Origin of the sequence: Candidimonas nitroreducens, assembly GCF_002209565.1 — a bacterium.
Classification (GTDB): Bacteria; Pseudomonadota; Gammaproteobacteria; order Burkholderiales; family Burkholderiaceae_B; genus Candidimonas; species Candidimonas nitroreducens.
Genome location: NZ_NJIH01000020.1, coordinates 14,680 through 36,147, shown reverse-complemented (window position 1 = coordinate 36,147; position 21,468 = coordinate 14,680). Strand labels below are relative to the sequence as shown.

19 protein-coding genes are annotated in these 21,468 nt (G+C 64.4%); 4 read left to right on the top strand and 15 right to left on the bottom strand.

Annotated elements, in window-relative coordinates:
- Nucleotides 1-50 precede the first annotated feature (50 nt).
- From CEY11_RS24215 to CEY11_RS24190, 6 genes are all read right to left on the bottom strand, one after another.
- Nucleotides 51-1,043 carry a Bug family tripartite tricarboxylate transporter substrate binding protein gene (locus CEY11_RS24215; RefSeq protein WP_088606004.1) on the bottom strand — a complete coding sequence of 331 codons (993 nt, stop codon included), beginning with the start codon at nucleotides 1,041-1,043 and terminating at the stop codon, nucleotides 51-53.
- Nucleotides 1,044-1,094: 51 nt separating this feature from the next.
- Entirely contained in the window at nucleotides 1,095-1,514 is a 420-nt protein-coding gene (locus tag CEY11_RS24210) for a VOC family protein (RefSeq protein ID WP_158215432.1), read from the bottom strand.
- Nucleotides 1,515-1,595: 81 nt separating this feature from the next.
- Nucleotides 1,596-2,567, bottom strand: a complete 972-nt coding sequence (locus CEY11_RS24205) for a Bug family tripartite tricarboxylate transporter substrate binding protein (protein ID WP_088606002.1) — start codon at nucleotides 2,565-2,567, stop codon at nucleotides 1,596-1,598.
- A 160-nt stretch (nucleotides 2,568-2,727) separates the two neighbouring features.
- Nucleotides 2,728-3,102 carry a cupin domain-containing protein gene (locus tag CEY11_RS24200; RefSeq protein ID WP_088606001.1) on the bottom strand — a complete coding sequence of 125 codons (375 nt, stop codon included), beginning with the start codon at nucleotides 3,100-3,102 and terminating at the stop codon, nucleotides 2,728-2,730.
- A 39-nt stretch (nucleotides 3,103-3,141) separates the two neighbouring features.
- A complete protein-coding gene (locus tag CEY11_RS24195) occupies nucleotides 3,142-4,089 on the bottom strand; it encodes a 2-dehydropantoate 2-reductase (RefSeq protein WP_088606045.1) in 948 nt (315 codons plus the stop codon).
- A gap of 11 nt (nucleotides 4,090-4,100) precedes the next feature.
- A complete protein-coding gene (locus CEY11_RS24190) occupies nucleotides 4,101-5,138 on the bottom strand; it encodes a nitrilase-related carbon-nitrogen hydrolase (protein WP_088606000.1) in 1,038 nt (345 codons plus the stop codon).
- A gap of 214 nt (nucleotides 5,139-5,352) precedes the next feature.
- Here CEY11_RS24190 and CEY11_RS24185 point away from each other — a divergent pair, with 214 nt between their 5' ends.
- The gene (locus tag CEY11_RS24185; RefSeq protein ID WP_158215431.1) at nucleotides 5,353-6,147 is read left to right on the top strand and encodes a GntR family transcriptional regulator; all 795 of its coding nucleotides are present in this window, start codon (nucleotides 5,353-5,355) and stop codon (nucleotides 6,145-6,147) included.
- Between the two features lie 54 nt (nucleotides 6,148-6,201).
- Here the strand turns inward: CEY11_RS24185 and CEY11_RS24180 are convergent, their stop codons facing one another.
- Nucleotides 6,202-6,621 carry a VOC family protein gene (locus CEY11_RS24180; protein WP_088605998.1) on the bottom strand — a complete coding sequence of 140 codons (420 nt, stop codon included), beginning with the start codon at nucleotides 6,619-6,621 and terminating at the stop codon, nucleotides 6,202-6,204.
- Between the two features lie 250 nt (nucleotides 6,622-6,871).
- On the opposite strand from CEY11_RS24180, the gene CEY11_RS24175 reads away from it, so the two are divergent.
- Both CEY11_RS24175 and CEY11_RS24170 read left to right on the top strand, forming a co-directional pair.
- Nucleotides 6,872-7,846, top strand: a complete 975-nt coding sequence (locus CEY11_RS24175; protein WP_088605997.1) for a Bug family tripartite tricarboxylate transporter substrate binding protein — start codon at nucleotides 6,872-6,874, stop codon at nucleotides 7,844-7,846.
- 149 nt (nucleotides 7,847-7,995) lie between these two features.
- Nucleotides 7,996-9,072, top strand: coding sequence for a tartrate dehydrogenase (locus CEY11_RS24170; protein WP_088605996.1), 1,077 nt, complete (start codon nucleotides 7,996-7,998; stop codon nucleotides 9,070-9,072).
- A 140-nt stretch (nucleotides 9,073-9,212) separates the two neighbouring features.
- On the opposite strand, the gene CEY11_RS24165 is transcribed toward CEY11_RS24170, so the two are convergent.
- The 4 genes from CEY11_RS24165 to CEY11_RS24150 form a co-directional block, all read right to left on the bottom strand.
- Nucleotides 9,213-10,199, bottom strand: coding sequence for a Bug family tripartite tricarboxylate transporter substrate binding protein (locus CEY11_RS24165; protein ID WP_233155058.1), 987 nt, complete (start codon nucleotides 10,197-10,199; stop codon nucleotides 9,213-9,215).
- A 67-nt stretch (nucleotides 10,200-10,266) separates the two neighbouring features.
- The gene (locus CEY11_RS24160; protein ID WP_088605995.1) at nucleotides 10,267-11,178 is read right to left on the bottom strand and encodes an alpha/beta hydrolase; all 912 of its coding nucleotides are present in this window, start codon (nucleotides 11,176-11,178) and stop codon (nucleotides 10,267-10,269) included.
- Between the two features lie 522 nt (nucleotides 11,179-11,700).
- The gene (locus CEY11_RS24155; protein ID WP_088605994.1) at nucleotides 11,701-12,354 is read right to left on the bottom strand and encodes an HAD-IA family hydrolase; all 654 of its coding nucleotides are present in this window, start codon (nucleotides 12,352-12,354) and stop codon (nucleotides 11,701-11,703) included.
- The gene (locus tag CEY11_RS24150; protein ID WP_088605993.1) at nucleotides 12,351-13,310 is read right to left on the bottom strand and encodes an RluA family pseudouridine synthase; all 960 of its coding nucleotides are present in this window, start codon (nucleotides 13,308-13,310) and stop codon (nucleotides 12,351-12,353) included. The genes CEY11_RS24155 and CEY11_RS24150 overlap by 4 nt, the downstream gene beginning before the upstream one ends.
- Nucleotides 13,311-13,816: 506 nt before the next feature.
- Here CEY11_RS24150 and CEY11_RS24145 point away from each other — a divergent pair.
- Nucleotides 13,817-17,008: an Rne/Rng family ribonuclease gene (locus CEY11_RS24145; RefSeq protein ID WP_088605992.1), complete on the top strand. Its 3,192-nt coding sequence runs from the start codon at nucleotides 13,817-13,819 to the stop codon at nucleotides 17,006-17,008.
- A gap of 255 nt (nucleotides 17,009-17,263) precedes the next feature.
- Here the strand turns inward: CEY11_RS24145 and CEY11_RS24140 are convergent, their stop codons facing one another.
- From CEY11_RS24140 to trpB, 4 genes are all read right to left on the bottom strand, one after another.
- Nucleotides 17,264-18,184 carry a phosphoribosyltransferase gene (locus CEY11_RS24140; protein WP_088605991.1) on the bottom strand — a complete coding sequence of 307 codons (921 nt, stop codon included), beginning with the start codon at nucleotides 18,182-18,184 and terminating at the stop codon, nucleotides 17,264-17,266.
- 33 nt (nucleotides 18,185-18,217) lie between these two features.
- Nucleotides 18,218-19,099 carry an acetyl-CoA carboxylase, carboxyltransferase subunit beta gene (gene accD / locus CEY11_RS24135; protein WP_088605990.1) on the bottom strand — a complete coding sequence of 294 codons (882 nt, stop codon included), beginning with the start codon at nucleotides 19,097-19,099 and terminating at the stop codon, nucleotides 18,218-18,220.
- 106 nt (nucleotides 19,100-19,205) lie between these two features.
- Nucleotides 19,206-20,039: a tryptophan synthase subunit alpha gene (gene trpA, locus CEY11_RS24130; protein WP_088605989.1), complete on the bottom strand. Its 834-nt coding sequence runs from the start codon at nucleotides 20,037-20,039 to the stop codon at nucleotides 19,206-19,208.
- Between the two features lie 103 nt (nucleotides 20,040-20,142).
- Nucleotides 20,143-21,342, bottom strand: coding sequence for a tryptophan synthase subunit beta (gene trpB, locus CEY11_RS24125; protein ID WP_088605988.1), 1,200 nt, complete (start codon nucleotides 21,340-21,342; stop codon nucleotides 20,143-20,145).
- Nucleotides 21,343-21,468 lie beyond the last annotated feature (126 nt).

Genomic DNA, 21,468 nt, shown 5'->3' with positions numbered 1-21,468 from the left:
GAACGAACAGGCAGCACGATGGGCGCCGCACCCCGGCCTTTCGGCCAGGCCTAGCGAACCCGGATGTGATACGACGTGGCCGCCGCCACATTGCCGGCAATACTGGCATCGACCAAAGCGGCAAAATCCTTGCCCACAAGGTCGCCAGGCGTCGAAGACAGGTTGGCAATCAGCTTGCGCATCGCGGGCGTCTTGAGCGCCGCCGCGGCCACGGCTTCGAGGCGGTGCTTGACATCCTCGGGCACCTTGGACGGCGCAAACAGGCCCCACCACTGCTCCGCGGCAAACCCCGGCACGCCCGCCTCGGCCACTGCCGGCACCGACGGAATCAAAGGCGAACGCTCGCGCGTGGAAATCGCAAGAGGCCTGACCTTGCCCGCTTCGATCAGCGGTATCGCGTTGGACATGGGAGCAAAGATGAAATCCACGCTGCCGTTCATGACCGCGTTCAAAGCTTCGGGGGTTCCCTTGAAGGGAACGTGGACAGGGTCGTTGATATGCGCCATGGCCGAGAATGTGGCGGCCTGCATGTGCTGCGCGCTGCCGACCCCCGCCGTGGCAAAGCTCAGTGCATGAGGCTTGGCGCCGGCATCGATGAGCTGCTGCAGGGAATGATAGGGGCTGTGAACCGAAACCAGCACCACGTTTGCCGTGCGGGCAAGCAGCGCCAGCGGGGTGAAATCTTTCTTGACGTCATAGGGCAGCTTGGAATAAATAGCCGGCGCAATAGAGTAGCCGTCGGAATGGACAACCAGCGAATAGCCGTCCGGGGGCGCCTTCAATGCCTCGTTCAGCGCCAGGATGCCCGCGGCTCCGGGCCGGTTTTCCACCACGACCGACTGCGACCAGGTCTGCGTCATGTATTTGGCCAGGCCGCGCGCGAGCAGGTCAGTGGAGCCTCCCGGCGAGAACGGGACACTGATGCGGATGGGCCTGGACGGATAGCCGCCCTCGGCACCCGCCGGGCCCGCAACACAGATCAAAGCCGCGGCGAAAGCGCCCGCCGCTACGCACTTCAAGATAGAAAAACAATTCGTCGACATTGCTACCCTTTCCTCCTGAAAGACAAGCACGCCCTCGCACGGGCGGAAAATTTACGTATCCTTCTCCATCAATTTGCGGATCGGCTTCGTCCAACGGCCTGCGGGCACTATCTCCAGCATGGGGAGATTCGGAATCCGGAATTTCACGCGCACGTCTCCCGGAGGGCTGATGACTTTGCCGCCCCAGCTTTCGACCTTCTGAATGAATTCATCGGGGTTCTCTACCTCCATCCCGAAGTGATGGATATGGGGCTGCGCGTTCGGGGACTTTTCCGACCCGCCGCCTTCGCCGTAATAAAGCAGCGTCAGATCCAGATTGCCATCGGTCAGGTGGCAGGAAATATGGTCGCCGTCGAAGCCGGTCGTATGCGCGGTTCTTACATGCCGGTAGCCGCATACTTCCTCATAAAATGCCCGCGCTTGCTCCAGGTCGGTAACGTTGACTGAAATATGTTTGATAAGCATCGACATGACTGCACTCCGGATTGCACATCGGGGATCGGCGGCCCGCCCGCCTCGGGCGGGGCTCTCGCCGCACATACACTTGACTTGCTACTTGGCTACCGCACCGCTCCTGTTTATCAGGCGTTCGGCCACCTGGCTCTCGGAATCGATGAACTTTTGGAACTGGGCCGGCGAGCCGCCGCCGGCGTCCATCGACAGGTTCTTGAAGGCTTTTTCCGTCTTGGGCTCTTTCAGCACGCGCGCAATTCCGGTATTCAATTTTTCGATGACGCTGTGCGGAGTGCCCGCGGGCGCGAATACCCCGAACCAGGAGTTGACTTCGAACCCCGGAAAGCCCAGCTCGGCAACCGTCGGTATATCGGGCACAGTCGGAGAACGTTCGGCCGAAGATACCGCCAAGGCCCGGATTTCCTTGCTGCTGAGCATCGGCAGCGCCGTGGAACTGAGCACGAACATGGCGTTGATCTGATTTGCAAGCAGCGCATTGGCCGCGGGGCCTGCCCCCTTGTACGGAACGTGGATCATTTTGATGCCCGCCACTTCCTGGAGCATTTCGCCCGCCAGATGGCTGGGCGTGCCGAAGCCCGAGGAACCAAACGTCACCGTGCCGGGCTTGGCCTTCGCCATGGCGATGAGCTCGGCCAGGCTCTTGATGTCGGACTTCGCATTCACGGCCAGGATATTGGGCAGCTTCGCAACCAGCGCGACGGGAACCAGATCCTTCAAGGGCTTGTAAGTCAGATGCTTGTATATATAGGGGGCGGCCACAATGCTGGCGGCCTGCGCCATGATCAAGGTGTAGCCGTCCGGCTTGGTCTTGGAAACCATGCTGCCGGCGATGGTGCCAGAAGCGCCGGGCTTGTTTTCGATCACGATGGGCTTGCCCAGCAAACGGGCAAGCTCGGGGCTTATGAAGCGTGCCAGGAAATCCGCCCCGCCCCCCGGCGACGAAGGCACGATCAGGGTGATCGGCCTGCTGGGATAAGCCTCTTCCGCTTGTGTGTAGCCGCCGCTCAGCATCGCGCAGACGCACAGGGCCGCCAATATGCATTTTTTCATGTCTCCTCCGATGGGCTTTGTAGCCACATTTGGGTACTACACTCGCCGGCTCGCCACGACGTGCCCGGGAGTGTTTCCCAAGCACTTCACACGAGGCGCGGCTCGGCCGGAATTGCATGCCGCGCAGGCCCCGGGCCGCTGTCCGGGGCGCCTTGCACCGTCACCCTTTTTTATAGGGTAGATAGTCGTAGACCCCCACCCCCTGGATGATGACGAAACGACAGACGCCAGGGCCAGGGTTGATGGGCCGGTGGGCCGTTCCCACGTCGACCCTGGCCGAATCGCCCACCCCCAGCTCCAGGCTGGGCAGCGGCTCGCTCGTGCGCAGGTCTATGCAGTCGACACGCAGCTGTCCCTGCACACAGTAGAAGACGTCGAAGACTTCCGTATGGCTATGCCACGGCACCTCTTCGCCTTCCCGTAGCGTGAACTCTTTGACATAGACGTCGCTGCCCTTGGCGATCCACTTGCGGGATGACACCGAGTAATAGGTGCTCTGCTCTTCTCGAGCAGTGAAATTTTTTGCTGTAGCCATGTGCTCACCTTGCCGGATAGGGGCTCGAACCGTACGGATTCAATTGCTTGCCTGGGCGGGCAGCCGATTCGCGTCTCTGCGCTGCTCGTAGGCCTTCAAATGGGTATAGGCAACGCGGTGCAGCAGATCCGGCAGGCCGGCTTCCCGGCACTTGCCGAGCATGTAGCCGATGATCTGCTCGGACTCGATGCGGCCGCCGCGTTCCAGGTCACGCTCCATCGAGGCCTCGTACATGGAGTCCTTCTGGGCGAACAGTTTGTGGTAGTTCTGCAAGAAACTTGCATCGGGGCGATACCCCGCGTGCGCCGCGATGTCCGCATTGAGCTGCAGGAAATCATTCAGCAGCTCGGTACCCTCGGGGGTGCGGGCGATTTCCCCGAGATTGGCGCGCATCAGGCAGGTCATGCCGGCAACCGTGGACAGGTGCACGAGCTTCATCCACAGATCCCGCAGGATGTTGTCCGACACCTTTACCTCGACCGGCGTCTTGGCAAACAGCGCCGCAAGTTCCGTTACGCGCGGCGACGGGGTGCCGTCCTGCTCGCCGAAAGTGATGGTCTGCCAGTCGTTCAATTGGCGCACCACCCCTTCGGGTGTCAGCTTCAATTGAATGCGCGCCGAACCGGGGACGACACGCCCGGCGCCGAACTCGTGATTAAGCCGCTCGACATGCGCCAAACCGTTGAGCAGCGGCAGCACCGCGGCCGAACCCGCCATCGCGGGACGTATGGCCTCGATGGCCGAATCCAGGTCATAGGCCTTGCACGCCAGCATGACGAGGTCGTAGTCGGGCCGCAGTTCCGACGCCAGCCGGGTTTCGACCGCCAGCGTCGCGTCGCCGAACTGGCTCTCGATGCGCAGGCCCTGCTCGGCCAATTGCCGCTTGCGGTTCTCGCGCACCAGAAAGGTGAGATCCGCGCCCGCCTGCACCAGGCGGCCGCCGAACAGGCCGCCGATACCGCCGGCGCCGAGAACCAGTATTTTCATTTTTGAACCCATTATCTCGCTTCCTTGATTTGCGATGAGGCGGTCTCCGCCGCGTCTGCCGCGGAGTTCTCGATGGTGTTTTTGGCCGCCCGCGGCTCTATGGCGGAATTGGCCTGTCGGAATACGGCCGGCGCCATCGGCCTTTCATCGACCAGCAAGGTGAAGACATCGGGCCGTGCATAGTGCCCGGACACGTCGAAATCGAACTTGCCGCGGGCGATGTCGCCCAGATCCAGAGTGGCGGTCAGCACGCACTCGCCTTCGTAATCCGGCCCGGCCAGGATGTCCCCCATGGGATTGATGATGCAGCTGCCGCCGCGCGACATCACCGTCTCGGCGCCATCGCCGAACTCGGAGTCATACTCGGCCGGATAATCGCCGCGCCGCGCGAACTGGTTGCACGACAGCACAAAGCAGCGCCCTTCCACCGCAATGTGGCGCACCGTGGCCAGCCAGGTATCGCGGCTATCGGCCGTGGGGGCGAGGTAGATCTGCACCCCTTTCGCATAATGGGCGGCGCGCATCAGCGGCATGTAGTTTTCCCAGCAGATCAGAGCGCCCATCCTGCCCAAAGGCGTGTCGAAGACCGGCATCGTGGATCCGTCTCCATAGCCCCAGATCAGGCGCTCGGAGCCAGTCGGCATGAGCTTGCGGTGCTTGCCCAGGTAACTGCCGTCCGGGCCGAAGAACAACACGGTGCAATAAAGTGTGCCGCCGCCCCGCTCTATGACCCCGGTTACCAGATAGACGGAATGGCGCGCCGCGATGTCCGCCAGGCGGGACACGGCCGGGCCCGGAACGTCGATGGCGCCTTCCCAGTACCTGCGGAATTCCTCCCGCCCCTGCGCGCTGCGGCTGCCCACCGTGGCCCCGAAGGACAGGCCGCGGGGGTAGCCGCCGACGAAAGCTTCCGGGAACAGCACCAGCCGGGCCCCCTGCCCCGCGGCCTCTGCGGTTCTGGCTTCGACTTTGTCCAGTGTCCTGGCCGGGTCGAACGCGATCGTGGCCGCCTGCACCACTGCTACCTTGACCGAGTCTTGCTTTTTCATATGCACCTTGATCCAGCGATACTTTTATTAATCTGTATACAATATACTGGATAAGATACTCTCAGGCATGTAAATCGTCAAGCATGCGGGCGCGGAATCGCCATTGCCTCGCGTCCACCCGGCTTGGCTCTGTTACGTATGCGGTATATTAGATAAAGCGCGCCAAGCTAAAATTGCCATGGTGGAATCGACGGGAAGCCGAGGAGAAAATGTCTTGAACCTGGATAGCTACGCGGTGGGGGTGGCGCGCAACGCGCCGACGGTAACCGAACTCATAGTCCAGGCGCTGCGCCGGGCCATACTCGAGGGCGCGCTGCCGGGCGGAGCCACCGTGCACCAAGAGAAAGTCGCGAAGCAGTTCGGGGTCAGCCGCGTTCCTATCCGCGAGGCCCTGCTCAAGCTCGAAGGCGAAGGCCTCGTCGAGACGGTGCCGCGGCGTGGCGTAGTGGTCACGACGCTGTCGGCCGAGGGGTTCGAAGAAATCCTTGAAATGCGCATTGCCCTGGAATCGCTGGCGCTCGAGCGCGCGGCGCCGCGTTTCACCGACGCCGACAAAGAAGCCGCGCTGATGTGGGTACAGAAGGCGCGCGACGATATGCTCGCGTCGGCAAATCCGGACACCAACAAGGAACTTGCCTCACGCTGGGGCGAATTGAATTGGGAATTCCACCGGCGCCTGTACGAACCCGCCGACCGGCCACGACTGCTGGCAAGCATCGAAAACTTGCAGCAATTGTTCGCGCGCCATCTACGCATGCGCATGTCCATCGACTGGGAAACCCCGCAGGAAGGCGAGTCCTCCGACGCGGCGCCGCATAAGAAAGTCGCCGCCAATTTGCGGGATTGGGCAACCGTCCTGGAAGAGCACGAGCAAATGGTGCTGGCCTGCTCGAGGCACGACGCGGCGGCGGCGATCGCCCTGCTCAAGCACCATATCGCCGATCACGGCGCCCGGCTCTTGCAGCGGCTGCGCGATGTAGGCCAGGGCGGCAAAACCTCGGCGAACTGAAGCAGGCCAGGCCAGCCTAGGGCCTGTACCTGCACACACTGGTGCCGGCCGCGCTCATGCCTGCGACATGTCGATGGCCTGGATGGGCTTCGTCCACCGTCCGGCCTGGACGATCTCCATGGTGGGCAGGCCCGGGACTTTGAACTTCACCCGCGCGGCGCTGTGGCGGATCAGAACCTTGCCGCCCCAGGGTTCGATTTTTCGCAAGAACGCCTCGATGTCTTCGACTTCCATGCCGAAGTGATCAATGCCCGGGGTAGCGCTATGCGCGGCTTCGGGCTCGGCGGACTCGCCAAAATACTCGAGCGCCAGATCGACGCTGCCGTCCGTCATGTGGCAGACGACATAATCGCCATCCAGCCCGGTCGAATTTCCTGTCCTGATGTGCTTGTAGCCGAGCACTTCTTCATAAAACGCACGTGCCCGCTCAAGATTGCCAACCTTGAGCGACACGTGCTTGATAAGAATCGCCATGCGTTTTCTCCGGTGTCAAACACCCGGCGCCCACGAGTCATACGTCGGCAGCCATAAAAATGCGCGCAATACGGGATGAATTGCGCGCACGGCCATTTTCAGCCGCCTCACCATACAATATTCTGAACACAGTATACAGCTCTGGACAAGCGTGCTCAAGCACACTAACATACCGTATTAAATATCCCGTATACAAATTTTATAGCTGCTTTCGGCGGCGCCAGCCGCCGGGGCGGATCAAGGAAGAGACATGATCAAATCCTTTTTACTGGCCCTGAGCGCCTGCGCGACGCTGCTGGGCGCAGCCGCGCAGGCGCAAGAGTCGTACCCAGACAGAACGATCAAGCTGATCGTTCCCTCTTCGCCGGGCGGCGCCGCCGATTTCCTGGCGCGCATCATCAGCCCGGGCCTTTCTCACCTGCTGGGCCAGACGATCGTCGTGGAAAACAAGCCCGGCGCCTCGGGCACTATCGCCGGCAGTATGATCGCCAGATCGAAACCGGACGGCTATACGCTGGACATGGCGCAGGCCGCCAGCATCGTGGCCGCCCCCTATATATATAAGCAGCTGCCCTACGACCCCTCCAAAGATCTGGCCCCTGTCGCGCTGGTTGCGAAGTTTCCCTACATTCTGGAAGTCAACGCCAAGTCCGATATAAAAAGCCTGGCCGACCTCGTTGCGAAAGCGAAAGCCAAGCCCGGCACGATAACTTTCGGCTCGGCGGGCCTGGGCACCCCCAGCCACCTGGCCGGGGAAATGCTCCAGGAAATGGCGGGCATCAAAATGATCCACGTGCCCTACAAAGGGGCCGGCCCGGCGTCCAATGCGCTGCTCGCCAACCAGATCAATGCGGTGTTCGTCGTCAGCTCATCGGCCATACCCATGCTGAAAGGCAAAGAAGTCCGGGCCCTGGCGATATCCACGGCACAACGCAAAGCCAGCGCGCCCGGCATACCGACGATAGCCGAGCTGGGCTATCCGGGCTTCGACATCACCTCGTGGTTCGGGGTGTTCGCGCCGGCGGGCACTCCGCCCGCCGTCATCGCGAAGCTGAACAAGAGCATTGCCCAGACGCTGAAGGATCCGAAAGTGGACGAATACTTCAAACGCTTGGCCATCGACGCCGGCGGCGGCTCGCCCGCGCAATTCGCCAAATTCATCGAAGCCGAGGGCCGGACGGCCAAACGCCTGATCGTCGGAGACAAGGCCGCCGGGGCCAAATGAGGCCAGCCGCCGAAGCCGCCCGCATCCAGCCGCTGCGAACCCTTGTTGGCCGCCGCGGGCTGCAGTTGCGGCCTCGGCCGCAGCAACTGTGACCCGGCGCGATTCCCGCAATACACATATCCCAGTTCTACCAACAAGGAGCAAGGCCAATGGCCGCAACACGCAAGACCTACCGCATCGCCGTCATCCCGGGCGACGGTATAGGCAAGGAAGTCGTTCCAGAGGGTATCCGCGTCCTGAACGCCGCCGCCCGGCGGCACGGCTTCACGCTGGATTACACACACTATCCATGGAGCTGCGAATACTATCAAGAACAAGGCATGATGATGCCGGCCGACGGCCTGGATCAACTGCGCGCGGCCGATGCCATCTACCTGGGAGCCGTCGGCTTTCCCGGGGTTCCGGATCACGTTTCGCTGGGCGGGCTGCTGCTGCCCATACGCCGGGGCTTCCAGCAATACGCCAATGTGCGGCCGGTACGCCTCATGCCTGGCATAACCGGGCCCTTGCGCGGGCGTTCGTACGGCGACATCGACTTCATTGTCGTGCGCGAAAACACCGAGGGGGAATATTCCTCGATCGGCGGCATGATGAACGAAGGCACGGACGAGGAAGCCTGCCTGCAGGTTTCGACATTCACTCGCCGCGGCGTCGACCGCATCCTGCGCTACGCCTTCGAACTGGCCGGCACGCGCCCCGCCCTGCACGTCACCTCGGCCACCAAGTCCAACGGCATCGCCATCACCATGCCCTATTGGGATCAGCGCTTTGCGGCCATGGCGGCGCAGTATCCGGACGTGCGTACCGACAGCTACCACATCGACATTCTCAGCGCACACTTCGTCCTGAACCCGGATCGTTTCGACGTGGTGGTCGCCTCGAACCTGTTCGGCGACATTCTGTCCGACCTCGGCCCGGCCTGCACGGGAACCATCGGCATCGCGCCCTCTTCGAACCTGAACCCCGAGCGCGAATTCCCGTCGATGTTCGAGCCGGTGCACGGCTCCGCGCCCGACATCTACGGTCGCAATATCGCCAACCCCATCGGGCAGATCTGGTCCGGCGCGCTGATGCTGGAGCACCTGGGCGAAAAGGAAGCCGGCCAGGACATTGTCCGGGCAATCGAAGAAGTTCTGAAGAACGGCCCCCGCACCTTCGACCTCGGAGGTTCGGCCGACACCACCGCAGCCGGCCAGGCCATCGCCGAGATCGCCGGCAAGGCCTAGCGTCGTGACGCATTATTTGCGTCACACAAGAATAGAACAGCGCCCTCCCCCGTGCAGCGTTGCTGACGCACCTCGGACGGCATGCTGGCCCATGTGCAATGAGCCAGCATGCCGCCCGATTTTGTGCGGCGGGGCGCCGCCTATTGGGCCTGGATGTGGGCCTGCTTGATTACCTCGCCCCAGAGCGCGGCATCGTGCGCCATATCGTTCCCTAGTTCCTGCGGCGTCGACGTGCGGGCGTTGACGCCCAGGGCGGCCAGGGCCTTGATGGTTTTGGGCATGCGCACGATCTTGTTGACGGCCGCGTTCAGGCGCTGGACGATGTCCGGGGGCACGCCCGCCGGCCCGGCAAGCGCGAGCCATACCGCGGAATGATAGTCGGGCACCCCGGCTTGTTCCATGGTCGGCACGTCGGGCAGCTGGGGCGCCCGTTTCGCGGCGATCAAGGCCAAGGCGCGGATCTTTCCGGCCCGGATCTGCGGCAAGGCATTGGAAAGCGCAGCGAAACTGCTTTGCACGAACCCGGAGGCCAGGTCTTCCATCGCGACCGCGCTACCGCTGTAGGGAACGTGATTTATGGGTGCCCCGGTCTTGGAGGCAAACAAGGCCCCCATCAGATGCTGCGAACTGCCGATGCCCGAGGAAGCGAAGTTGATGGTGTGGGGCTTGCTTTTGGCCAATGCCACGAACTGCTTCACGGTATGCACGGGAAGCTTGGCATTGACCACCAATACGTAGGGGGCCTCGGCAAACTCGACGATGGGCGTAAAGCTCTTGATGGGATCGTACGGCAGGTTTTTGTGAAAATAATTGCTGATCACATTGGTGGTGGTCAACATGACCAAGGTATAGCCATCGGGCTCAGCCTTGGCGGCGTAGGCCGCGCCGCGCACCGTACCCGCCCCCGGCTTGTTCTCGACAATGAAAGACTGGCCCAGCATGGTCGTCAGCTCGTGCGTGACGACCCTGGCGCCCACATCGGCAAAGCCGCCCGCGGCAAAGGGCACAATGACCCTCACGGGTTTGTCCGGGTACGTGCCCGCGGCCCACGTACAGGCCAGCGGCCCCCACGAACCTATTACCACGCATGCTCCGCAAAGCAGCGGCTTCCATCGCATCACATTCATTATGGGCTCCTAGGCCAGACAATCGAATTTGCCGGAAAACCTGCGCTTAATACCCGCCGCGGCGTGCTCAGGGATACTGCGACTCGGGCATCGAGAAGAAGCCATGCAGCAGGTGATAGACCCGTTGATAGTTTTTCTGCTGGAAGCTTGCGTGTGAAATTCCGGACATCACCGAGAATTGCTTGTCCATATTCGGCAAGCGCTCGAAGAAGCGAACCAGATCGTCCATGCCGGCGATCCCGTCGTATTCGCCGCGCAGGATCAGCGTCGGCGCAAGGACTTTTTCCGGATCGACCAGGGGCAGCTTCGAACACATGTCGACATAAGTGCCGGTGGGCACGGAATCGTCCAGTGTGAGTATGGCGTCGGCAAATGCATCCACGACCCGGTCTTCGGCCGTGCCCGGATGGTCGCGGGTGAAAATACTGTGTACGAAGGCCTGGTCTATGGGCCGCCGGTTCTTCTGCCGGAATTCAGGCAGCTTCTTGGCGCGTTCCTTCAGCGTCGGGCTGCCTTCGCCTGTCCATACGAAAGCGTCCAGCGCCAGGCGTGCAACCCGCTGCGGATGGCGCTGCGCGAACAGCGCCGCCTTCAAGGCTCCCGATGAGATGCCGTACACCAGCAAGGGGCGCCCGCCATTGTGGGACAAGATGTATTCGCTGCCCGCAGCGAGGTCGTCGGCGCCATTGCTGATGTCGCAATTGATAGGCCGGCTCTTGTCCGAGCGGCCATAGCCTTCGTTGTCCATGCACCAGGTGTCGAAGCCGCGTTGCGCGAACCAGTCCATCACCGAAGAGTCCGGCCTGCCCGGTACGCTTAAGTCGAACGTGGGCTGCGAAGCCATAGAAGAACCGTGCACGAAAAGAATGGTTCCTTTCGACGGAGCATCGCCGGCCGCCTTTTTCTCCCAAAGGAAAAGCTTTATGTCGCTTTTCTTGGCCCAGTGCTCGACACCGCCCGACCATACAACTTTGCCCACAGATTGTCTCCTAATTGGTATAATTTGTATCGTATATTGTATACAAATATTAGCAAATTAGCTAGACAATATCAATACCTTTCTAGAACCAAAATAGATCCACACGTACTTTTTGGCATCTTCGGCAGTTCGCGGCCGGCCAGGAACGGCGCGCGGGCGGCCCAGCGCGCACCATAGCTCCGGCCCGCAACCGCACGCATCCCTACGGTGCTTGTGCCGGACGCGATATCCGAAGCGTGAAACTATCTGGAAGCCTGGCCAGAGCATTTTCAGTTCAGGTATTTACATGCTTCGAAGCATTGCATTAATGTGAAAGAAGCCTCTTTCATCCTCGGGGGTGGCCGCAACTGCCATCCTCGTTAGGCAAGCGCCACGAAAACCCGGTAAACACTTGAGCCAAACTTGCTCTAGAGCCTGTGCACACCCAAAAGAGCGGCGCCCACTTTTTTTATTGTTTTAGTGTGCAGGCCTGGCCAGGCTACTGTCGTACCGTTCCAGTGTGAACAAGCCTGACAAGGGTGCTCAAACCCGCTGCAGCAGCCAGGCTTGTAGATCCGCTACGCTGGGCAGCATGGCCAGCGGCCGGGATAGAAGCAGGGTTTCACGGTCGTGGGCACCGTACTCGACAGCCACACCGTCGACCTGGGCCGCGTGCGCCATCTCGATGTCGTGCGCCGTGTCGCCCACCATCACCATGTGCTCGGGCGCCACATCCAGTTCCTGCATCAGTTCCAGCAGCATGCCGGGATGCGGTTTGCCGTAAGATTCGTCGGCGCAGCGGGTCGCGGCGAAGGCTTCCCGCAGGCCCAGCTTGGCCAGCGCGCGATCCAGGCCCACCCGGCTCTTGCCGGTGGCCACGGCCAGGCGCACGCCGCGCCCGCGCAGCGCCTCGAACAAGGCGGCAATGCCGTCGAACAGGGCCAGATCGGGGTCGAGCCGCAGGAAATGAGCCCGATAGCGCTGCAGGAACAGCGGGTATTGCGCGGCGGTAAGCCGCGGCACGGCGCGGCGCAGGGCACTTTCCAGCGACAGGCCGATCACCCAGCGTGCCTCGGAGGCAGGCGGAATCGGCAGTTCGAGGTCGGCGCAAGCCCCCTGGATGGAGGCCACGATGCTGTGGGTGGAGTCCATGACGGTGCCGTCCCAGTCGAACACCACGACGCGATATGGCTTCACGAATGGGGCTCCAGGTGCTGCAGACGCGCCAGCACCTGCTCGCAGGCCGGCGGCAGGCTGGCTTCCAGCGCCAGAGGCGTGCCGGTAATCGGATGCGGGATCTCCAGGCGCCAGGCGTGCAGGAACATGCGCCGCAGCCCGAGCCGGGCGAATTCGGCGCGCACCTCGTCCGGCCCGTATTTTTCGTCGCCGACGATGGGATGGCCCGCGTGCGCCAGGTGCACCCGGATCTGGTGCGTGCGGCCGCTGCGCAGTTCGGCCTGCACCAGGCTGTAGGCGCCGTAGCGCCGGCGCAGGGTGATAATAGTGTGGGCCGGCCGGCCCTCGGGGTCGACCCGCACGCGCCGCTCGCCCGAGGCGGTCAGCCACTTCAGCAGGGGCTGGCGCAGATGCTGCTTGTCGTTGACCCAGTCGCCGCAAACCAGCGCCAGGTACTGCTTATGGCCCAGCCCCTCGCGCAGCATGGCGTGCAGCGCCACGAGCGCCTTGCGCCGCTTGGCGATCATCAGCAGGCCGGAGGTTTCCCGGTCGAGGCGGTGGGCCAGTTCCAGGCTTGCTCCCGGGTATGCCGCGCGCAGCTGTTCGATGACCCCGAAAGACACCCCGCTGCCGCCATGCACGGCGACGCCGGCGGGCTTGTCCACCACCAGCAGGCTGTCGTCTTCGTAGACCACCGGAAAGACGGCCGGCGGCACGGGCCTGGCCGCGCCCGGCGCGGGCAGGCGCATGGGCGGCACGCGTACGCTATCGCCCTCTTGCAGGCGATAGTCGGCGCCGATGCGTCCCTTGTTTACCCGCACCTCGCCATTGCGCACCGCCTTGTAGACGTGGCTTTTGGGCACGCCCTTGCACAGGCGCAGCAGGAAATTGTCGATGCGCTGCCCGGCCTGCTCGGCGTCGACCCGCAGCATGCGCACGGCGGGTAAAGACACTGCGGTCGGGTCTGGTTTGCGCATAGACGAAAGCGGAAATATAATCACGTCAGCCTATAGAAGCTGAAAAATGCCGGCGTAGAGATGCAACGGATGCGTCTCCGTCAGGCAAAGAAGGGCCATTGTACTGCTTGTATTTCAGCTTCTGGGTCATTAGGTCGCCGGGGTAATTCAGCCTTGCCCGACGGCGGCGCGGCATAGCGCCGCGCCCGTCATGGCAGGCATCTGCACCCCGCGTGCGACGCTGAAAGCTACGCAAGTCCAGTCTCGTTTTATGCACCAGTCGCGTCCAATCCATCGCGCCTGTCGTTCCAGCACTCGCTTCGTCAACCACAAATACTGTGAACCTGACCATTCTGCTGATTGAACTGCGTGCCCTGCGGTACGCCGTGCCTACCTGACTCCCGGTGGGCCACGCTGACATAATCAGCCTATCCCCCCTTGTTCTGCTCGCTTGCAGCGTCACACACCGAGTGACCCGCGGTCGCGCGCCGATGAACGGCGCGCCATGACTACGGAGAAAACCACTCATGAAACGGATGCTGTTCAATGCGACGCACCAAGAAGAATTACGCGTCGCAATCGTCGACGGCCAGAAACTCATAGACCTCGACATCGAATCCGCCGGGCGTGAACAACGCAAGGGCAACATCTACAAGGGGATCATCACTCGCATCGAACCGGGCCTCGAGGCCTGCTTCGTCAACTACGGCGAAGACCGCCACGGCTTCCTGCCCTTCAAGGAAGTGGCCCGCGGCTACTTCAAGGAAGGCGTGGACGTGCGCAGCGCGCGCATCCAGGACGCCCTGGCCGAAGGCCAGGAACTCATCATCCAGGTCGAAAAAGAAGAACGCGGCAACAAGGGCGCGGCGCTTACCACCTTCATCTCGCTGGCCGGACGCTACCTGGTGCTGATGCCCAACAACCCGCGCGGCGGCGGTGTCTCGCGCCGCGTCGAGGGCGAAGACCGCCAGGAACTGCGCGAAACCATGGAGCGCCTGGAAGTCCCCTCGGGCATGAGCATCATCGCGCGCACCGCCGGCATCGGCCGCAGCGTCGAAGAACTGCAGTGGGATCTTTCCTACCTGATGCAGCTCTGGAACGCCATCGACAGCGCCGCGCGTGACAACGCCGCGCCGATCCTGATCTATCTGGAATCCAGCCTGGTCATCCGCGCCATACGCGACTACTACTCGCCCGAAATCGGCGAGATCCTCATCGATACCGACGACATCGCCGATCAGGCCAAGGCCTTCATGAGCGTCGTCATGCCCGACAACGTGCAGCGCGTCAAGGTCTACCGCGACGACGTGCCGCTGTTCTCGCGCTTCCAGATCGAGCACCAGATCGAGACCGCCTATTCGCGCACCGTGCAGCTGCCCTCGGGCGGCGCGGTGGTCATCGACCACACCGAAGCGCTGGTGGCGGTGGACGTGAACTCGGCGCGCTCGACGCGCGGCGCCGACATCGAAGAAACCGCACTGCGCACCAATCTCGAGGCCGCCGACGAAGTAGCCCGCCAGTTGCGCCTGCGCGACCTGGGCGGCCTGATCGTCATCGACTTCATCGACATGGAAGAAGGCAAGAACCAGCGCGCCGTCGAAACGCGGCTGCGCGACGCCCTGCACTTCGACCGGGCTCGCGTACAAATGGGCAAGATCTCGCGCTTCGGCCTCATGGAGCTGTCGCGCCAGCGCCTGCGCCCGGCTCTGAACGAAGGCTCGCACATCACCTGCCCGCGCTGCAACGGCACCGGCGTGATCCGCGACGCCGAATCCAGCGCCCTGCACGTGCTGCGCCTGCTGCAGGAAGAAGCCATGAAGGAAAACACCGCCGCCCTGCATGCCCAGGTGCCGGTGGACGTAGCCACCTTCCTGCTCAACGAGAAGCGCGCCGACATCACCAAGATCGAATCGCGGCTCAAGGTCAACCTGGTGCTGATTCCCAACAAGTACCTGGAAACCCCGCATCACCACATCGAGCGCCTGCGCCACGACGACCCGCGCCTGGAAGAAATCAAGACCAGCTTCGAGCTCGCGCAAAGCCCCGATACCGAAGTGGTCTGGGCACCCAAGGAACACGAAACCAAGCCGCGCCCCGAGGCGCTGGTCAAAGGCATCACCCCGGCCCAGCCGGCGCCCACTCATGTCGAGCCCCCGGCGCCCGCCGCACAGCCCGCACCCGCAGCTACGGCTGCAGACGGCGCCGGCGGAGGGCTGTTCCGCCGCTTCATGAACTGGGTTACCGGCGCGGCGCCCCAGCAGCCGGCAGCCGCCGAGGCCCCCGCCGTCGAGCCAGCCCGCAGCGAACGCCCGTCCGGCTCGCATTCCCGCGGCCGCAACGCACGCACGGGCGACAGGCGCGAGCGTAGCGACGGCGAACGCGGTCGCCAGCGCCGCGGCGCTGGCAGCCGCCGCAGCGAATCTTCGGAAGGCATGGAAGAAATCCGCCGCCCGCAAGGCCGCAATAACCGGCGCGCTGACACCGAAGCGGCAAACGCCAACGCCGCAGCCGGCTCCGAACGACAAGCGCCCTTCGCCGAAGGCGAAGAGCGCGGCGACGCCGGTCAGGCAGGCCGCGGCTCGCGCAATCGCCGCGGCCGCAGTCGCCGCCGCGAAGACGCGGCACCCGAAACTCAAGCCCAGGAAACCCAAGAGCTGGATAGCGCCACGGTGCCGGCCGCAGCCGCTGTCGCGGCAACGGCAGCCACGGCGGCGGTCGTAGCCGAACTCACCGCTGAGGCCCCCGCGGCCGCTCCGGCCACCCTGGCCACTGAGCCGGCCATGGCCGATGACGCAAGCCAAGCCACCGCGGTCGCCGCAGAAGGTGCGTCCGAGGCCGAAGGCGAACAGTTCGACCCGGAGCGCCGCCGCCGTCGCCGCCGCAGCCGTCGCGGCCGCCGTGGCACCGATGCCGCAGGCACCGAGGCCAGCGAGACCGATACGCAAATCGCCGCGTTCGTGCCGCACGAAACCCCCGCATTCGATCCGGCCACCCTGCCGGCAGCGGCCGAAACCATGGGCGCCTTCCCCGAACCCGCCCATGAACCTGCGCCGCTCGCGGTCGCCGAAGGCGAGCCCGTGCGGGAAGTGGCGCCAGCCGCCGAGGCACAGGAAGCCGTCCAGCAGGCCCAAGCCACCGCCGACCTACCAGCCGCATCCGGGCAGGGCCACGAGGCACACGCCGAGACCGAGGCCGTGGCCGATGCCGGCAGCGAGGTCGCTGCAGAAGCCGTATCCGCGACAACGGCCGTGGCCGCCGGTGCCGAGCCGGCTCCAGTCGCAGCAGCCGAAGAGTCCGTGGCCCAGGCAGACGCAGCCCAAGTAGCCCAGGCTCAGGAGGCAGCGGCCCAGGCCCCCGCAGAGGCCGAAGCCCAGCCCGTGGCCCAGGCACGGCCTGCTGCTGTCGAGGACGCGCCTATCGCCCCCGCTGCTATAGACGCAGCGCCGCCTCAGGCAGAACCTCAGCCCGAAGCCGTTGCGGCCGAGCCCCAGCCTGTCGCTGCGGTACAGCCGCAGGCGGCCCCGGCCACCCAGCCGCAATCGCGCAGCCCCTTGCGGGAAATCATCGAGGCCGCGGGCATGGAATGGATCGAAACGCGCCAGAGCCTGCCCGCTGCGCCCCCGCCCGCCCCTGTCAAGCTGGGCCGGGCTCGCAAGCCGGCACACGTGGCGGCGGCCGAGCCTCTGGAACAGGTCGAAACCCACCACGCGGGTTCCTGACCGGCTCCTCGGTTCGTACAGCCCAGCCTGCCCGGCCAGGCTGTGCGCTTTCTTTGGCTTCGGGCCGCCTGCAAACACATGCAGGCGGCCCGAAGTCGCATCAGCATGCAGCGCCGTGACGCCTGATGCGGGTTTGCGCTCAGAACGACAACCGTGTTGAGCAAACAAGGCGCGAAGCCCGAGAACAATACAAAAATACGGCAAGGCGAAGCAACGCCGTTATATTTTTGATCGAGAACCCGTATCGGAGAATGCTCAGGCCCGCGCCAGCGGCTCGGCCAGGCGCGCCTGCAAGGCAAGCGCGCGAGCGCCGTCCCACCAGAACACGCGCGTCACCGGCGCCAGCCGGGCGATCTGCGCGGCCTGCGCCGCATCGCTCTCGATGAAATGGGTATGGCAATGCGCCAGTATCGACTCGGCCTTGAAGCGCGCGGTGTCGGTCGTGGCATAGCGCGCCGGGTCGCGCATCAGCAGCGCCCCGCCAAAACCGTGCCGATCCAGCCACGCGCGGGTACGCTGCCGATCCTGCTCGGGCCTGCCGGTGATTACCGCGGCATGCGCCAGGTTCAGCGGTGGCAGCACCGAGCTCGGGGCCAGCAGGTCGCGCAGCGACAGGGCCAGGCCCAGATCCTGCTCGTACAGCCGCACGGGCAGATCGGGCACGAGTATTCCGTCCAGATCCACCGCCCAGGAAGCGTATTCATGTTCGGGGCGCGCCGGCATATTGCCGGTGGCCGCGAAAGCCGGCGTCACCGACTCGCGCTCCCAGGGGAAATGAGCGCCGTACCCCGGCGGCACGCGCAGGCCGAAGTCCGGCACGATGCGCGACTGCTCGTCGTGGGCCAGCGTGAATATGCGCAGCTCGTGGCCCTGCGCCAGCAGATAGTCGCGGCAGTCCAGCAGCGTGGTACCGCGCCCGGCCACGTCTTCCACCAGCAACAGCCTGGCCCCCGGCTTGGGCCGTTCGGCGGTGAACCAGCCCACCTTGCGCCCGCTGCGCGCATAACTCAGCGCGTACAAGGGCAGCGACAAGGCGCTGGCCGCCATGCAGCCGGGCATCAGTCCGCCGCGCGCAATCGCCACCACGGCATCAAAGCCCATGCCGCGCCAGGCCGGTACATAGGCCATGACCTCGGCCTCGACACGGCCGTAATCGTAGGGAAAGGCTATACGCATGGCAGGCGCGCGCCGGGCAGGGCCGGCCCCGCGTCAGGACGCCTTGGCCACCGCGTCGGCCGGCTGGCGGGTCAGCAGCGCCAGCAGGTGCGCCAGTTCGGTGCGCATCTGGCGGCGGTCGACCACCATGTCTATGGCGCCCTTCTCCAGCAGGAATTCAGAGCGCTGGAAGCCTTCCGGCAGCTTCTCGCGCACGGTCTGCTCGATCACGCGCGGCCCGGCGAAGCCGATCAAGGCCCTGGGCTCGGCCATGACGATATCGCCCATGAAGGCGAAGCTGGCCGACACCCCACCCATGGTCGGGTCGGTAAGAATGCTGATGAAGGGCAGGCCCGCCGCCGACAAGCGCGTGAGCATGGCATTGGTCTTGGCCATTTGCATCAGCGAGAACAGGCTCTCCTGCATGCGTGCGCCACCCGAAGCCGCGACACAGATGAAGGGCGTACGGTTTTTCAGCGCCGCCTGCACCCCGCGGGCGAAACGCTCGCCCACCACCGAGCCCATGGAGCCGCCCATGAAATCGAATTCGAAACACGCCAGCACCACCGGCATGGCCAGGATGGCGCCGCTCTTGACCACGATTGCGTCGGTCTCGTCGGTCTGCTTGGCGGCCTCGGCGACGCGTTCGGGATACTTGCGCGTGTCCTTGAACTTCAGCGGATCGACGGGACGTATATCGGCGCCGATCTCGACCTGGCCCTCGGCGTCCAGCAGCGCGGCAATGCGCGCCCGCGAGCCGATGCGCATGTGATGGCCGCACTTGGGGCAGACATGCAGGGTCGCGGCCAAGTCTTCGTTGTACAGCACCGACTCGCAGGACGGACATTTCACCCACAGGCCTTCGGGCACGCGGCGCGCGCCCGGATCGGTGCTGCGATTGATGCGTGGCGGCAGAATCTTTTCAAGCCAGGTCATTCTTCTGTGTCCCTCTGTATAGCCGGATGCCCGAGCGCATCCGCCCCATGATTATTTCGTAGCGCCGCGGCGCGGGGGCAGCCAAGCGCCTGCCACGGCGGCAGGATCATGCCGCATCCAGCGCGCGGCGTATGCCGCCCAGCCATTCCCCGGCGGCCTCGACCGCTGCCCGGTCGCCGTCGGCGCCCGGCCCGGCCGCGGCCGCCGCGGCCTCGATCGTCTCGATCAGCTTGGTGCCTATCACCACCGCGTCGGCTACTGGCGCCAGCCGCGCCGCGCTCTGCGCGTCGCGTATGCCGAAGCCCACGCCCACCGGCACCGAGACATGCCGGCGTATGGCGGCAAGATGCCGGGCGACATCGTCGGTGTCCAGGTGGCCCGCACCCGTGATGCCCTTCAGCGACACATAGTACACATAGCCGCGCGCGATCTGGCCGACACGGCGTATGCGCTCTTCGGTGGAAGTGGGCGCCAGCAGGAAGATCGGCGCCATGCCCGCCTGCGCGAGCCGCTCGCCGAAATCGCCGAATTCCTCGGGCGGGTAATCCACCACCAGCACGCCGTCGACCCCGGCGGTCTGAGCCGCGGCGATGAACGCATCCTGCCCCATGCATTCTATGGGGTTGGCATAGCCCATCAGCACCACCGGCGTGGCCGCGTCGCCGCGGCGGAATTCCGCCACCATGTCCAGCACCTGGCGCAGGCCCACGCCGCGGGCAATGGCCCGCTCGCCGGCGCGCTGTATCACCGGCCCGTCGGCCATGGGATCGGAAAACGGCACGCCCAGCTCGATGATGTCGGCGCCGGCTTGCACCAGCGCGTGCATCAGGGCCGGCGTGACCTGTACCGACGGATCGCCCGAGGTGATGTAGGGAATCAGGGCCGTGCCGCCGGCGCGCCTGGCAAACGCGGCCTGGAAGCGATCGGTCTTGGTGTTCATTTCACTGCGTCCTTGTGTTCTGCTTGTGTCTGCCTGCATCTGCTTATTTCCGACGGCCTGCGGCTTGCAGGCCAGCGCCTGCCACAGCCCCGGCCCACTTGCCCTACAGGGTGATGCCGCTGAATTCAGCCACGGTGTGCATGTCTTTGTCGCCGCGCCCCGACAGGTTGACCAGAATGATCTTGTCCTTGCCTAGCGTGGGCGCCAGGCGCACCGCATAGGCAATGGCGTGGGACGATTCCAGCGCCGGCATGATGCCCTCGGTGCGGCAGCAGTCATGAAAGGCGGCCAGCGCTTCCGAGTCGGTAACCGAGTCGTACTGGGCCCGGCCGCTGTCCTTGAGCCAGGCGTGCTCCGGCCCCACACCGGGGTAGTCCAGCCCGGCCGAAATCGAATGCGTGCCCATGATCTGGCCGTTTTCGTCCTGCAGCAGGTAGGTACGGTTGCCGTGCAGCACGCCCACCACGCCGGCGTTCAGCGAGGCCGCATGGCGGCCCGTGGCCAGGCCTTCACCGGCCGCCTCGACGCCCACCAGGCGCACCGCCTCGTGCTGGATGTAGGGGTAGAAAATGCCCATGGCGTTCGAGCCGCCGCCCACCGACGCCACCACGTAGTCGGGCTGGCGCCCGGCGCTCTCGGGCATCTGCTGCAGGCATTCGTCGCCGATCACCGACTGGAAATCGCGCACCATCATCGGATAAGGATGGGGGCCGGCCACGGTGCCGATCAGGTAGAAAGTATTCTCGACATTGGTCACCCAGTCGCGCAGCGCCTCGTTCAGGGCGTCCTTGAGCGTGCGCGTGCCCGATTCCACCGGCACCACCGTCGCGCCCAGCAGCTTCATGCGGTAGACATTGGAGGCCTGGCGGCGCACGTCTTCGCTGCCCATGTACACCACGCATTCCAGCCCGTAGCGCGCCGCCACCGTGGCGGTGGCCACCCCATGCTGCCCGGCGCCGGTCTCGGCGATGATGCGCGGCTTGCCCATGCGCCGCGCCAGCAAAATCTGCCCGATGCAGTTGTTGACCTTGTGCGCGCCGGTGTGGTTCAGGTCCTCGCGCTTGAACCAGATCTGCGCCCCGCCCAGTTTCTCGGACCAGCGCTTGGCGTGGTAGACCGGGCTGGGCCGCCCCACGAAATGCTTCAGCTCGTACTCGAATTCGGCACGGAACTGCGGATCGGCGCGGCAGGCGTCGTAGGCATCGCGCAATTCATCGAGCGCATACGCCAGCGTCTCGGCGACGAAAGAGCCGCCATACGGGCCAAAATGCCCCTGGCTGTCGGGCAAGCTGTAAGGTTTCAAGGAAACATCCCCTGGTTTTGCATAGAAGGCGTGGCGCGCCGGGCAAGTGTACGAGACCTGCCCGGCGGCGCAGCCAATCGGCCATTTTAGCAGCGTGCGGGCCGCGCAGCAGAGCCGCCGCGTCGA